This is a genomic window from Nostoc sp. C057 (assembly GCF_013393925.1).
Taxonomy (GTDB): Bacteria; Cyanobacteriota; Cyanobacteriia; order Cyanobacteriales; family Nostocaceae; genus Nostoc; species Nostoc muscorum_A.
The window spans coordinates 3,128,376-3,141,854 of the sequence record NZ_CP040281.1 but is presented as its reverse complement, the minus strand read 5'-3'; the positions used below and the strand labels follow the sequence as shown (position 1 = coordinate 3,141,854).

The 13,479-nt window shown below is 40.5% G+C and carries 10 protein-coding genes; 4 read left to right on the top strand and 6 right to left on the bottom strand.

Annotation, left to right across the window (positions count from 1 at the left end; translation table 11 throughout):
- Positions 1-514 precede the first annotated feature (514 nt).
- Together FD724_RS42055 and FD724_RS13620 are read left to right on the top strand one after the other, a co-directional pair.
- Positions 515-802 carry a hypothetical protein gene (locus FD724_RS42055; protein ID WP_372726511.1) on the top strand — a complete coding sequence of 96 codons (288 nt, stop codon included), beginning with the start codon at positions 515-517 and terminating at the stop codon, positions 800-802.
- Positions 803-827: 25 nt separating this feature from the next.
- Positions 828-1,535, top strand: coding sequence for a hypothetical protein (locus FD724_RS13620; RefSeq protein ID WP_372726510.1), 708 nt, complete (start codon positions 828-830; stop codon positions 1,533-1,535).
- A gap of 31 nt (positions 1,536-1,566) precedes the next feature.
- On the opposite strand, the gene FD724_RS13615 is transcribed toward FD724_RS13620, so the two are convergent.
- From FD724_RS13615 to glcD, 5 genes are all read right to left on the bottom strand, one after another.
- Positions 1,567-2,424 carry a hypothetical protein gene (locus FD724_RS13615; RefSeq protein WP_179072993.1) on the bottom strand — a complete coding sequence of 286 codons (858 nt, stop codon included), beginning with the start codon at positions 2,422-2,424 and terminating at the stop codon, positions 1,567-1,569.
- Between the two features lie 163 nt (positions 2,425-2,587).
- Positions 2,588-4,831, bottom strand: a complete 2,244-nt coding sequence (locus FD724_RS13610; RefSeq protein WP_179072992.1) for a GAF domain-containing protein — start codon at positions 4,829-4,831, stop codon at positions 2,588-2,590.
- A gap of 344 nt (positions 4,832-5,175) precedes the next feature.
- A complete protein-coding gene (locus FD724_RS13605) occupies positions 5,176-5,739 on the bottom strand; it encodes a hypothetical protein (protein WP_179072991.1) in 564 nt (187 codons plus the stop codon).
- Positions 5,740-5,984: 245 nt separating this feature from the next.
- Entirely contained in the window at positions 5,985-7,226 is a 1,242-nt protein-coding gene (locus tag FD724_RS13600; RefSeq protein WP_179072990.1) for a glycoside hydrolase family 10 protein, read from the bottom strand.
- Positions 7,227-8,014: 788 nt separating this feature from the next.
- Positions 8,015-9,487 (bottom strand): glycolate oxidase subunit GlcD, encoded by a 1,473-nt coding sequence (gene glcD / locus FD724_RS13595; protein WP_114083532.1) that lies wholly within the window; start codon positions 9,485-9,487, stop codon positions 8,015-8,017.
- A 529-nt stretch (positions 9,488-10,016) separates the two neighbouring features.
- Between glcD and FD724_RS13590 the strand changes: the two genes are divergently transcribed.
- Positions 10,017-10,307, top strand: a complete 291-nt coding sequence (locus FD724_RS13590; protein ID WP_179072989.1) for a CTB family bacteriocin — start codon at positions 10,017-10,019, stop codon at positions 10,305-10,307.
- Positions 10,308-11,645: 1,338 nt separating this feature from the next.
- Here FD724_RS13590 and FD724_RS13585 read toward each other — a convergent pair.
- On the bottom strand, positions 11,646-11,807 hold the full coding sequence (locus tag FD724_RS13585; RefSeq protein ID WP_179072988.1) for a hypothetical protein: 162 nt from the start codon (positions 11,805-11,807) through the stop codon (positions 11,646-11,648).
- A 149-nt stretch (positions 11,808-11,956) separates the two neighbouring features.
- Here FD724_RS13585 and FD724_RS13580 point away from each other — a divergent pair, with 149 nt between their 5' ends.
- On the top strand, positions 11,957-13,471 hold the full coding sequence (locus FD724_RS13580) for an HlyD family secretion protein (RefSeq protein ID WP_179072987.1): 1,515 nt from the start codon (positions 11,957-11,959) through the stop codon (positions 13,469-13,471).
- Positions 13,472-13,479 lie beyond the last annotated feature (8 nt).

Sequence of the window (13,479 nt, the reverse complement as noted above, 5' to 3'; positions counted from 1 at the left end):
GCTAAAAATAGATGTGGCCTAAATTGGGCATTAAGCAAAACCTGTAATTCTTGATGAGAATTGCAATTTTTTAGTCATTCGTGAACCTATCCCACTAATAATATTTTGTTAATCCGGATGTGAATGGTAGCGAGGTCAATGAATGCGTCAAAATAAACCTTTTGACGTTCCCATATAACAACGAGACGACGGTATTTGCGTTGATACCAAGCAAAACACCGCTCCTGCTGAAATCTTGGAACGGAGATTTTAATAGGTCTTCCTTTACTGATTTCTCTGACGGTCAAGATTTAATCGGACTATATAGTGGTTTGAGCTTTGGGCAATTAAGTTTTTCTGGTAGCAATATCCTAGTGTGGCAAAACTTACTAGAGAAGAGCGGAAATCCTGTAATCTTGACCTTGTAGCGAAATAATGGTGCAAAAACTTGGCAAGAAAAAGTTTAAAACCAGAGGCAACATCGTTTGAAGTACTCGATTGTGTTCAAAAAAAATGCCCCTCGTGCGGTCAAGCAATGTGGAATGAATACAATAATCCTCGACATATAAGAACGTTAAACGGGGTAGTAGAACTACAGCTAAAAATTCGTCGATGTCGAAACAAGTCATGTCTGCGGTATAAAAAAGCATATCGACCAGAGCAAGAAGGGTCACTCGCTCTACCACAGAGCGAATTTGGTTTGGATGTGATTGCTTATATAGGAGCATTACGCTACCAGGAACATAGAAGTGTTCCCCAAATACACACTCACCTCGATATTATTGGGTATATGTATAAGGTAAGCGTTCGGTCACGCACCTAATTGACAGATATGACGAGAAAATTCTTTGTGGCTAAAAGACCATAAAAGGTTAAAAGCAATATTTAAAAATCAAGGACGGGTGATATTAGCGATCGATGGGATGCAGCCAGAAATTGGACATGAGGTATTATGGGTAATTCGAGATTGCTTATCAGGAGAAATAATACTAGCTCTAAAACACCTGATATCTAAAGGGTTATCTGCAACTGCATCTTTATTTTCACCTGTTATAGTTGCATATCAATGGGTTGATAAGGCTAGTAATATTCTTAATAATAAAATAGGTCTTGATGCTGCTGGAGTTAAACAAAGTTATCAGGAACTATTAACAGAAATGTCCCAACAAAAACAGAAAGCTGGTACACTCAATACCGCAATCGATAACTTTATAAAAACTACCCATAACTACTGGTCTGGACTTTTTCATTGTTACGAAATTGAAGATTTTCCCCGAACTAATAATGACTTAGAACATGCTTTTGGTATGCTACGTCATCATCAACGTCGTTGTACTGGTCGTAAGGTTGCCCCCTCATCCCTCGTTATTCGTGGTTCTGTCAAACTTGCCTGTGCCATCGCTACTAAACTTCATTCTTTTACCGCATCTGATTTAGCACAAGTTGATATCGTTACTTGGCTCGAATTACGCTCTCAATTGCAAAAACACTACGCATTGCCAGAATTGAACAATATCGATTTCGCAGAGACCCCAAGGGTTACTTGGCTAATTTAGAGAGTCGTCTTCTCTAGTAAGTTTTGCCACGCTAGGGTATAACTATCCCATCCTTAGTAGTAAAAGGCTGGTCAATATTTTTAACAGCAAATACTTCAGAAATTCTCAATCCGTAGACTACCTGCATTGAGAAAACAAATAACCAAGACTTACGTGACTCAATCCTATACCGTTTATCATTTGCAGGGACATCTAATATTTGCTCCCTCATTTGCAAGAAATCATCAAGGGATAAACTTTGCAAATCCTGTTTAAACTTAACTTGAGTTGCATTAATTTTCTCAAGCTCTTTATAGGCACTCTCTTGACTATTAAGCTGGGCTAATTTCTTCATTGCTCTCACACACATTTTGAAGTTCTTAGTCCCCTTCTCCTTTGAGTTAATAACTTGGAGTATGTCTGTAGTGTTAAATACTTTATCTAAGGGAAGACTTTTATAGAACCTCCCGTAAGCATCATTCCAGCAGGATTGATGGGAAGGATTTCTCTTATCCCTTACCCCATTTTTCCTCATACTATTCCAAAAATGTTCCTCTGCTATCTCAATAGCCTGCCTAAAGGTAATTAGGTTATTTTGGATTGTATTTTTAGCGAGAATGGTTTGGTCATACCAACTCCAGAACTCTGTTTCAGTGGAAAAGTTATTTAGAGCCTCAGCCACCTTTTTAGCTTTTTGGAGAGCTTCAACTATTCCCAGTTGAGTAAAGGTACACCCACAAGCTTTAGCTACCCGCTTACTTCCTAGTTTAAACTGAATTAGTATGTAAGTACCATAAGGCTTAGTTTCTCTTTTCAGTCCAACTCCTGAAGGGGTCTGCTTTTGAACATCCTTAAATAAAGCTAGTAAACGTTCAAAGCCAATTAAATTGTCTGAAGGCTCGTCTCTCATTTATCTCTCAATGCTGGGTGTAGTTATTGAGAGATAGTAGGGAGAACCCTTATTTTAGGGATTCTTGGTGTAATGAGGGCTACCGTTGAGCTAGTCACCCACACGAATAACCATCATAGCACAACTTCTGAGAATTTAGCTAGTGATACGCCCAAAAAACGAATTAAAGGGGGAATTTGATGGTGAAGGTAGTTTGACCGGCTCCACTCTCTACATAAATTGAGCCGCCTAAATGTCTGACCATTTTCTGCACTAATGCTAATTCCAGTCCAGTGCCGCTGTGTTTCCAAGGATCGTGTTTGGAAAGGTGATAAAAAGGCTCAAAAATCCGTGACAGTTCATTGCTGGTAAGCTCTAGTCCAGAATTGCTAATATTAAGCTCTACTGCATCCCCTCTTAAGTGGGTAGAGACTGTGACTGATTCACCTGCTGGGGTATATTTGCAGACATGGTTGAGTAGTTCGGTGATAATCCTCTCCATATCTGTGATATCTGTCTCTAAAGGCGGGAGTGCGCTATCTAGACTCAGTTTTAACTGCTGTCGCTGACAGTTGGTGAGGTCTCGAAAAGACTCGACAATGGGCTGAAGCCAGCTTTGTAAGTCAATGGCAATCAATGTTGGGGGTTCGGGTTCTGCTTCGAGATATGTGAGTTTGAGTAGATCGTTAATTAACTTGCTTTCTCGCGCACACTCATTATGCAGAATCTGCAAGAGTTGTGGAACTATTTCTATCTCTAATATTTCTGCTGGTGTTAAGACACTTTCGAGGGTTTGGACTGCAAGGCTGATGCTAGTTATTGGGGTTCGCAGTTCTTGAGAGAGATTTCGGAGAAATTGGTTTTTGAGCCGATCACAATTTTCTAATTCTTTTACCTGCGCCTGGGTTTGTTGGTAAAGTTGAGCTTGGCGAATTGCGATCGCACATTCATTGGCAACCTGCTGCACTAACTCAATTTCAAATTCATCAAATGCCTCTTGTGATGGTCTTGTCAACCAAAGATTTCCCAAAATCCCTTGAGTATCGAAAATTGGACAAGCCATCTGGGACATAACCAATAGGTTTGGTTGCCATCCAGGGACAATTTCTAAAAATTGCAGAGGTTGTTTTTGCAATAAGGGTTGATAAACTTCCAGACGGTCTGCAATCTGTCTGGTCAATTCTCGACACTGCGGTAGGTTGATGCTGTACTCGTAGACAATAGTTACCAGGGTTTGACAGGGGCTATAGAGTTCAATTTGGCAACGTTCAAGGTTCAGTAACTCTGTTAATTCCTGAGTGGCAGTCTGCAACACCTGAGCTTCATCCAGACGATCGCGGATTTGTTCTGTCATCCGGCGCACCAAGGCTTCAAAGTTTCGTACCTGCTGCAACTGATTTTTGTGCTTCTGTTTTTGCAACTCTATTTCGGCTTTGAGATCCTTGAACTGCTGACGAAGTTCTGCTTGTTGCACAGCAATGCCGATTTGAGTTGCCAGTTGTTTGAGTAAGTTAGTTTCTGCTTGCTGCCATTGACGCGATTCCTGGCAATGATGGGCAATCAATAGCCCCCACATATCTTGCTCTTGGAAAATTGGCACGACTACATTGGCTCTAATCTGCAAAGATGCCAGGAAATCTATATGGTAAGGATGCAAGCCTGCTGCATAAATATCCTCAACAACTTGAATGCAACCTTGCCCGTAGTGTTCTGGATTGCCACTAAAGCATGGATCGATGATGTTTTTTCCCAATAGTGAATCGCTTGCAGCGACGCTTGCGGCAACAATTACCCCACTGCCATCAGGCTGAAAGCGATAAACTAGAATGCGATCGCAATTCAAAAATTGCCGCAGTTCAATTGTTGTCTGATGCAGAATTGTCTCTAATTCTACAGATTGGTGAATTCGTCCGGCGATCGCTTCTAGCAATTGCTCCCGTTCAACCTGGAGTCCGACTGCTTCTTGGGCTTGCTTCACAGGGGTGATATTGCTACTAGTACCAATCAGTCGATAAATCCGGGAGTTAGCATCCCTTAGTGGCGTGAGAGTGGTACTCCACCAAGTAGTAACCCCCTGGAATTGCAAACATTGTTCGTAAGAAATAGTTTTACCAAATAGCACACAGTCAGCATAGTGCTGACGCACCCTCGCAGCATCGATGGGGGAGAGAATATCCTCTGGTTTTTTGCCTCGGAGATCATCTGAGCGAATGCCTATCCACCGCTCATGAGTGGGATTAAGTGCCACATACTGAAAATCTCCATCCTCTAGAACATCTACTACAAATATTGATGCCTGCACAGAATCGTACATGCTCAGTAGAAATTGCTCACTACTATTTTTCTCCTCTACTTCCGTGCCAAAGATAATTTGAGGGGGCGATAATTTTGTCAACTCCATAGTTGATTCTGCTGGATTTTTATTCATGCGAGAGTCCCTTTCTGGTATTACTGACTCTTCTAGGCGCTCTCTTATCGTTATGCTTGTAGTAGATGCACTTTAGCGCCTATAGCAAAGTATTGTCAGCTGTTGCTCATCGAAATTTAAATCTTTCTCTACTTCTGGTCAGAAATCTAGGAAAGCTAATAGAAGTCAGCTTAACAAATCCTGCTTTTTGAAGGCGAAAATACATTTGCAGTTTAGGGCAAATCTAATGATTTTTTGAACAGTTTTCCAAGATTTTTGCATATACTTAAGTACAATTATCATATTATATCAATTAATTTTACAATTCTTAATAAAATTACTGGACGAGGCTGGGTAATGGGAACTCACAACCGCAATTTATGAGCATTCATTCCGGTGAGGATACCAACTAGCAGCCAAGTGATAGCTAACCCTATAACTTCGCCTAAGAATAGTTGCGTTAAGTCGTGCAAAATCATCCCCACAGCAGAACCCACAGGGACAGCAACAGCCCAACTTACCGAAGAGACAAATATCCATCGCCACGCCATAGGCTGGGGAATTGCTAACCATTGTGTCAATCCAATTCCCAAGCCACCAAGTGCGCCATAAATCGCTCCCGACAGGATTCTCAAAGGAAGAATCTGAATGCTGGGTACAATCCAACCTACTGCACCAATACCGATCGCAGTGATGATACTCCAACCCAAAAGACTTGACAAAATCCACCTGATGCAAAATACAGGTTCTTTGAGAAGACAACCTTGAGGAAGTGCGATCGCAAATCCGCCGATAGCTGCTTCTACCACCCCAACATCTGGCTGATCGCCAACTTCAATAAAAAGTAAACTCAATAAAAAACCGCCACAAGTAGCGATAGTCCACAGCAATGTAAAGCTAAATCTAGTATTTTCCGGCGCGAATGACATTAAGGGGAATTGGGAATTGGGAACTTGTACTGAGCGAAGCCGAAGTATGGGGAATGGGAGCAGAGTAGAAAATGACGAATGACAAATGACAAATGACAATATCAAAGTTTTTTTGGTTTGAATTGTCTGACAGTTCTAGCATCAGGGCAAACGCATCTAAAGTATAAGAATCCTTTAATAGCAAGGGTTTTGGCGTTTTTTAATTTAGCCTATTTTTTCATCAAGATCCTTGCCCAGCAAGGGTTTCAGAAATCCCGTGCGTTCGCCCTGGTTCTAGCATTAAACATCTCAAAAAAAGCTTTGCGTCGTTGTTGGGGCGATTCCGGTACAATGTAACCCCAGAGACTCTCCCAGTAAAAAAAGGATATACCATTAAAATTGCGATCGCGTACTGCTTGAACCTGTTCTCTAACTTGTCCCATTTTTACAGGATTACGCACCGTTCCCGTTGATATACCAATTTGTACAGGAATTAGACTTTGAGCCAATTTCACGGATGGTTGTTCTAATTGAGCGATAAAAGAGCTTTTATCATTTCGATAAACTTGCAAAATTAACTCATTGACTAAACCTTTTTTTATCCAATTCTCCCAGTCTTGCAAATAATATTTGTAGGCAAAAGCTTGATAGTTTGGAGATAGGGATATTTTGACTTTGGGTTTCACCGCCTTCACAGCTTGATAGAGTTCTGCCATAAAATCAGTAATTTTGTCTGCTCGCCAACGCATCCATTCTGAGTTAAAAGGGTCAATGGGGGGACTTTTGCCTTTGTGTTCTTGCTGGTAAAGTTCAATCGTGAAGCGATCGTAGCCAAACTGTACAGGCATCCCAAAATGGTCATCAATCTGAATACCATCCACATCATAATCCCTGACTACTTCCAAAATTAGCCCTCGGATAAACTCTTGCACTTGCGGATGTAAGGGATTCAACCAAGCCAGCTTACTTACTAAACTATTATCAATTTCTTCTGGTGGTGCATCTTGGATAGACTTTATACCTTCTTGCCCAATTGTTAACCAGTCGGGATAACGCCTTGCTAATTGTGAATAATGCGGTGTCATAAACCCATATTCAAACCAGGGAATGACTCTCAAATTTTTCTTTTTGGCAAGTGTCACTATCTTTGTTAAAACATCCTGTCCACCGTGCATGAAATTGAGAAAAGGTTGAGTATCTGAGCCTGTAGTCATTTCAGCTACAGCACTTTTATAAAAAGTATGTCCTCGGTTCCAAACTACAGGATAAATTGTATTAAAGTTGAGGGACGATAATTGGTTTATAGCCCGGTTAATGCCCCAAGGGACAAATAGTACACCACTAGCAACATTAGTGAGCCAAACGCCGCGAATTTCTGTAGGTAAAGGAATTATTTTTTGGGAATAAACTGGGAGTGAAGAAACTGAAGAGAATGAAAAAACTGTTAAAGTGGCTACTAATCCCAAACACATTAAGTAAGAAACACAACGGCGAGCAACCCGATTCATTTGTAATCGTGACCTAGTGCGATCGGAATATATATAACTACAAAATAAAGTTGTAATCCTCCGGATTATGTAAAGAAATGATGATTAATAACTCAGAATTCAGAATTCAGAATTCAGAATTCAGAATACTTGAAAGCATACGGAGCCAGTTTTGGTTATGAATATACTTAACGATACCAAAACCTAATAAATTAGAATTCCAAACTCTAATTATTACTCCTAATACCAATTCTTTATGAAACTGCATATAATTCGATCCCCCCTAGCCCCCCTTAATAAGGCAGGGCCGTTTCATTCCCTAAAAGGCTCTGATTTACAAGCGTTTCAGGAAAAAAAGTCAGGTGACTAAAAAATCTGATTGGGCAAGAAAATCGCGATCACACTGAAATTTAGTCGTTGAGGTGGTAGCTTTTCGATTAGCAAATCAAGCAAATTTCTGACTCCTACTCTTGACAAAATCTCTAAGAGATCGAATGAAACAGCCCTGCCTTAATAAGGGGGGAAACAGAAAAACATCTATCAAAGTCCCCCTTTCTAAGGGGGATTTAGCAGGGTGGATTAATTGTCTAGAGAGAAAAATTAAAACCCTCATTCTTGCGTTCATAAATCCAGTTCCCCTGTTAGCAGGCTGACGAGGTTACGGGGATTACAAATTTTCTCTCCGCACAATTAATCCACCCTGCTTTCTAAGGGGGATTTAGGGGGATCAAGATATATGCAACTTCACATTAAATTGGTATAACTTCTAATTCCTAACTCCTGACTCCTGACTCCTGAATTCTGAATTCTTAAAATCTTTCCACACCTTCAAATTGCTTGACAGCAGACGCATTTGCTGCTTCACCACAAGTTCGTGGTGTGGGGAATATCTTTTCAGGATTTGCTAACCCTTTAGGATTAAAAACTTGTCGCACCCATTGCATAGTTTCTAAATCAACTTGGCTAAACATCTGGGGCATATAGCACCTTTTCTCCGCACCGATGCCATGTTCACCAGAAATACTTCCACCAACTTGGACACAAAGCTTGAGAATTTTTCCACCCATTTCTTCTACTTGTTCCAATGCTCCAGGCACAGAATTATCATAAAGAATTAATGGATGAAGATTGCCATCACCAGCATGAAATACATTAGCAACACGATAACCATATTGTTCACTTAATGCCTCAATTTCATGCAGAACATAAGGCAACTGAGTCCGGGGAATTACACCATCTTGTACATAATAATCTGGACTTAAATGCCCAGCCGCAGCAAAAGCAGCTTTACGTCCTTTCCATAATTTCAATCTGGTTTCTGGGTCACTAGCAGAAGTGACATTTCGCGCCCCATTCTTTTTACAAATTTCAGTCACTCGCTGCTTATTTCCTGCAACTTCTACTTCTAAACCGTCAATTTCGATTAGCAAAATAGCAGTAGCATCACGGGGATAACAATTTGTGGCGACAACATCTTCAACTGCATTGATGCTGAAGTTATCCATCATTTCCATACCGCCAGGAATAATTCCAGCGCTGATGATATCAGAAACAGTTGCTCCGGCAGCTTCAATACTGGTAAAATCTGCCAATAGTACGCAAATTGATTCTGCACTTTTGAGAATTCGTAAAGTAATTTCTGTGGCTATACCTAAAGTGCCTTCAGAACCAACAAACACACCCGTTAAATCATAACCAGGCATTTCGGGGATTTGTCCACCTAAATCGACAATTTCTCCTTCTGGCGTGACAATTTTTAATCCTAAAACGTGGTTAGTGGTGACACCATATTTAAGACAATGTACGCCACCAGAGTTTTCAGCAATGTTGCCCCCAATAGAGCAGATAATTTGGCTAGATGGGTCAGGAGCGTAGTAAAAACCAGCACCACTAACGGCTTGTGTTACCCAACTATTAATCACGCCTGGTTGAACAATTGTGCGTTGATTTTCCAAATCAATGCTGATGATTTGCCGCATTAAGGAAGTGACAATCAAAACAGAGTCTTCCACTGGTAAAGCACCGCCAGATAGACCAGTGCCAGAACCGCGTGCGATGAAGGGGATAGAATATTGATTGCATATCTTTACCACTTGGGCAACTTGTTCTGTTGTTCTAGGTAATACCACTACAGCCGGGCGTTGGCGATAGCCAGTTAAACCATCACATTCATAAGTAATAAGTTCTTCGCGGCGTTGCACTACGCCATTTTTGCCAAGGACAACCTCGAATGCTTTGATAATAGGTTTCCAGTTGTGTTGTTTTTTATCTTGGGTCAGCATAGTTTTTAAAGTTAACTATAGTAACTTAGAGTTTAAAACAATACCCAAGTTTTTGAGGGATTTGCCAATAGTTTTGAGCGGTTAACGACGGTTTGGCCATTGCGGCGTTCTTTCTTGCTTTACCGCTCTAGAACTTACTGAGCTTATTTTCCACTTGAAAAGCCTGATATTATGCATTCGTTACGACAGGTTGTCTATTTGTCACAACTGCTTATGTATTAGTTCCAAAGACTTAAGTAAAACTTATTAATGATTTCCCACTCATGATGTCAAAGTAGTGGTTTTAGATATGCCAAGTTTATAAATATATGTTCAAATACTTGAAATCAGTTTGAAAATAGCAAATATTGACCATTCTTGCTCTATGGCATTGCTATATCTAAAAAAAATTAAAGATTTTATATCTACCTTAAGAAACAAAAATACAATTTGGTTTTATGTCTTCAGGTTTATGAAATCATGACAAACAATGCCTATAGTTGGGTCTTAGGTAGTCACATACCTAATTTCGTAAGTGAGGCTAACAATCATGTCATATCAAATCAACACATCTGAGTTGTTTGTCGAGTTATTTAATGAACAACAAGAGCTACTCGCTGGCGGTGTAGACTCTCAGAGAAATCAGAGCAATTTCGCTAGAAGACTTACAAGGTTAGACGGAACGAGTAGGTCTGGTCCTCAAGGCAGCGAAGCTAACAGTAAAGGTTCAAATGATGGTGTTCAAACATCAGCAGTACAGAACTTACAATTAGGTGGTCTAGTAGCTGCTATACCCGGAATACCTGTCTTGCCCGCTATACCAAATCCGTTCACCAGTTAATTTGCAAAAATTAGCTATTACATAATCAGAGTATTTGATAAATTTAGGCAGAGAAAGAAAAGAAAGCAAAAAATAAAACGTCAAAAATATTTATTGTAAATTTTTGCTTTTTCTGACTTCTCTTAGCTTAAATCCATCTCTAACTTTGAACCGAGTAGCTGATTATTACAAAGACTACCTGTCTACTTTCACTACACAGCACCACCAATTTTATCATTGTGGTGGTGCTGGATAATCTAGAAAATTTGAGTTTTCCCTACTTAGCCGATAGATATTGTACATCTTCATCATCTATCAAAATCCTCGGCGAAAAGAGTATCAACGAGAACATTGTGAGTTAAGGTTTTCAAGCATCTAAGAGTGAATCTATTTTTTGCAAAACTTGTTTTTTTACTATCTTTATTACCTGACCAGAAATCCAATAAGTCATTTCAATACTTGCGTGTTATTTGACTCTGCACAGAAACCCAACATCCAGATTCAGGGTGGAGATTTGTAGTTAATATCAATTTTTTATGAAGCTGCATAGAATTCGATCCCCCCTAGCCCACGCCAGTCGCTCCACTTGGGGAGACCCCATCGCTTTTAGCGTCTCCCCTTGGGAGAAGACCGCGCTGGCTCCCCTTACAGCGCTTCCGGCTATTATGCAATACAATTTTCTTCTTACCTCTCTCCTATCATAGCTTTCAGCTTTGAGGCTGTACCTCATAGCCGCCGGAAGTGCTGTAATAAGGGGGGAACAGGAAAAACATCCATCAAAATCCCCTTTTTAATGGGGATTTAGGGGGATAAAGATATGTGCAACTTCACATTAAAGTGGTATAAGATTGCTTTGTTTATAAATAAAAAAGGGGACAGAGGAGTTTATTGTAACTCGCTCAACGTAAGTGAGGACTTTGAGGGAGTTTGAGCGTTCTCCTCTGTATTCTTTACCGCGTTGCCCGCGTTTGAATCTTGAGAAAGATAAATTCGCTTATCTTGTCGCGCATATCTTTCTCTTCCCCTTTTACTAATTATAGACAATCGTAAAACATTATGCTGGGAATTTTTAGCAGTATATGTTACTTTTTAATTTTTGAATTTGGCAAACACTCCTGATGATAGTCCATTTCACATTGTGATTAACTTACAAGCCGAATCTGTGATTAGCTATCTGATTAATCTTGGCAAGATTAACATAGACTTTAATTCTTGATTATGCCCTGTGGCATATTACCAAAGATATATTTTTTGTAGCATCTGATTTGCAATCAAGTTATGCAATTTGAAGAAGAATTCAGAATTCAGAATTCAGGAGTCAGAATCAAGACGAGACGCTGCGCGAACGCTAACGCTGTGCTATCCACTAGTCGCACAGAATTCATTCTGAATTCTGGCTCCTGACTCGTGAATTCTGTTTCGATAAACCTCGTTTATGTTGAGAACCGTAGTTTTGTAGGTTGGGTGCAGCGATCGCGTAACCCAACATAAATCAGGTGGTAATGTTGGGTTGCGTTTCACTCCACCCAACCTACATCAATAAATATATCTTTTAAAAAACTCTTAGTTTCAACATAGATGAGGTTTAACCAGCTTTGCAGCAAAAAAATTGGGGTTGATATTAGATAAATCTGAGCTTTTGATGTATACATTTCAAAAAATTATGTAATATGGCGAACTTCTTAGCCCGCGAGGAAAACTATTTTGGAAATAGGTTTAATGAACCCAATCCAGAACAACTCCATGTAGTTGATGTTAACGAGTTTCTCCCCCATCTCAGCAAATGGACTAACATTGGCGCAGGAGTTTTGCTCACTACCTTTGTGGCTGCGATCGCTCTTACATCTATTCTCAGTTACAATGTCACGGTCAAAGTTCCTGCAAGTATTCGACCTGTAGGAGAACTACGGGTGGTTCAGTCTGCTATGGCTGGAACCGTTCAAAACATTGATATTCAAGAAAATCAGGTGGTGACTCAGGGACAAGCGATCGCTCAAATTGATAATTCCCGCCTTCAGACTCAAAAGAGTCAACTAGAAAGTAGTATTCAGCAAGGTAAGTTACAACAAAGTCAAATTGATGCTCAACTGGGTGAAATCGATGCTCAGATTGTAGCTCAGACAAACTTAACCAACCGCACGATTATTGCTGCACAAGCTGAATTAGATGGGACGCAACGCAACTATCAAGATCAGCAAGTTAAGGCTGCGGCTGATATTACACAAGCACAAGCAGCTTTAATCTTAGCTAAGGTACAACGCGATCGCTTACTACGGGAAAAAGTTTTAACGGCAACTGTACAAGAAGCAGAAGCAGCTTTGAAAGTAGCCAAGGTGCAACGTGACCGATTGCAGCCGATAGTCGCATCGGGATCGGTTTCTCGCAATCTGTTTGAGGAAAAAGAACAAGCGGTTATATCTGCTCAGGCGAAGTTAGAAGAAGCTAAAGTTAGTGTTAAAAATCTTTTGGAGGACAAAGAACAAGCCCTAAATATCGCACAGACGAATTTAGAAAAAGCTAAAACCGCGATTAATGCCAGTAATGCGGCTGTAATAGTGGCATCTGAACGGATTAAGCAAGAACAGGCTAGAGGTGAGGCTACTTTAGCCGCTTTGAAAAAAGAACGAGAAACTTTACTCCAGCAACGCCTTGAACTCCAAAAGCAACTTGCTAGTAGCAGCAAAGATTTACAACAGGTTCAAACCGACTTGAATTTGAGTGTGATTCGATCGCCAATCGCCGGAACATTGCTGCAATTGAATCTTCGCAACCCAGGACAAGTAGTGCAACCAAGTGAAGCGATCGCTCAGATTGCTCCTCTCAACGCTTCTTTAGTAGTTAAAGCTCGTGTGCCGGCTCAAGATATTGACAAGGTAAAAGCAGGCCAAAAAGTTCAAATGCAGGTTTCTGCTTGTCCCTATCCAGACTACGGCACTCTCAAAGGAACTGTCAAAACAGTTGCACCAGATGCTTTACCTGTAAAAAGCAATGTCAATTCAGGTGTAGCCCAAGCCCAGGTAGTTGCTTATGAAGTAACTATTGAGCCAAAAACTTCATATTTGAGTAGAAGCGATCGCCAGTGTCATCTGAAAGCGGGTATGGAAGGTAGGGCTGATATAATTTCCCGCCGAGAAACGGTGCTTCAGTTCATTCTCCGCAAAGCCAGATTCATCACAAATTTTTAATCACTAAT

Coding starts and splice junctions, on each gene's coding strand:
- FD724_RS42055 (WP_372726511.1), top strand. CDS start 515: ATGTGGAATGAATACAATAATCCTCGACATATAAGAACGTTAAACGGG.
- FD724_RS13615 (WP_179072993.1), bottom strand. CDS start 2,424: ATGAGAGACGAGCCTTCAGACAATTTAATTGGCTTTGAACGTTTACTA.
- FD724_RS13610 (WP_179072992.1), bottom strand. CDS start 4,831: ATGAATAAAAATCCAGCAGAATCAACTATGGAGTTGACAAAATTATCG.
- FD724_RS13605 (WP_179072991.1), bottom strand. CDS start 5,739: ATGTCATTCGCGCCGGAAAATACTAGATTTAGCTTTACATTGCTGTGG.
- FD724_RS13600 (WP_179072990.1), bottom strand. CDS start 7,226: ATGAATCGGGTTGCTCGCCGTTGTGTTTCTTACTTAATGTGTTTGGGA.
- glcD (WP_114083532.1), bottom strand. CDS start 9,487: ATGCTGACCCAAGATAAAAAACAACACAACTGGAAACCTATTATCAAA.
- FD724_RS13590 (WP_179072989.1), top strand. CDS start 10,017: ATGTCATATCAAATCAACACATCTGAGTTGTTTGTCGAGTTATTTAAT.
- FD724_RS13580 (WP_179072987.1), top strand. CDS start 11,957: ATGGCGAACTTCTTAGCCCGCGAGGAAAACTATTTTGGAAATAGGTTT.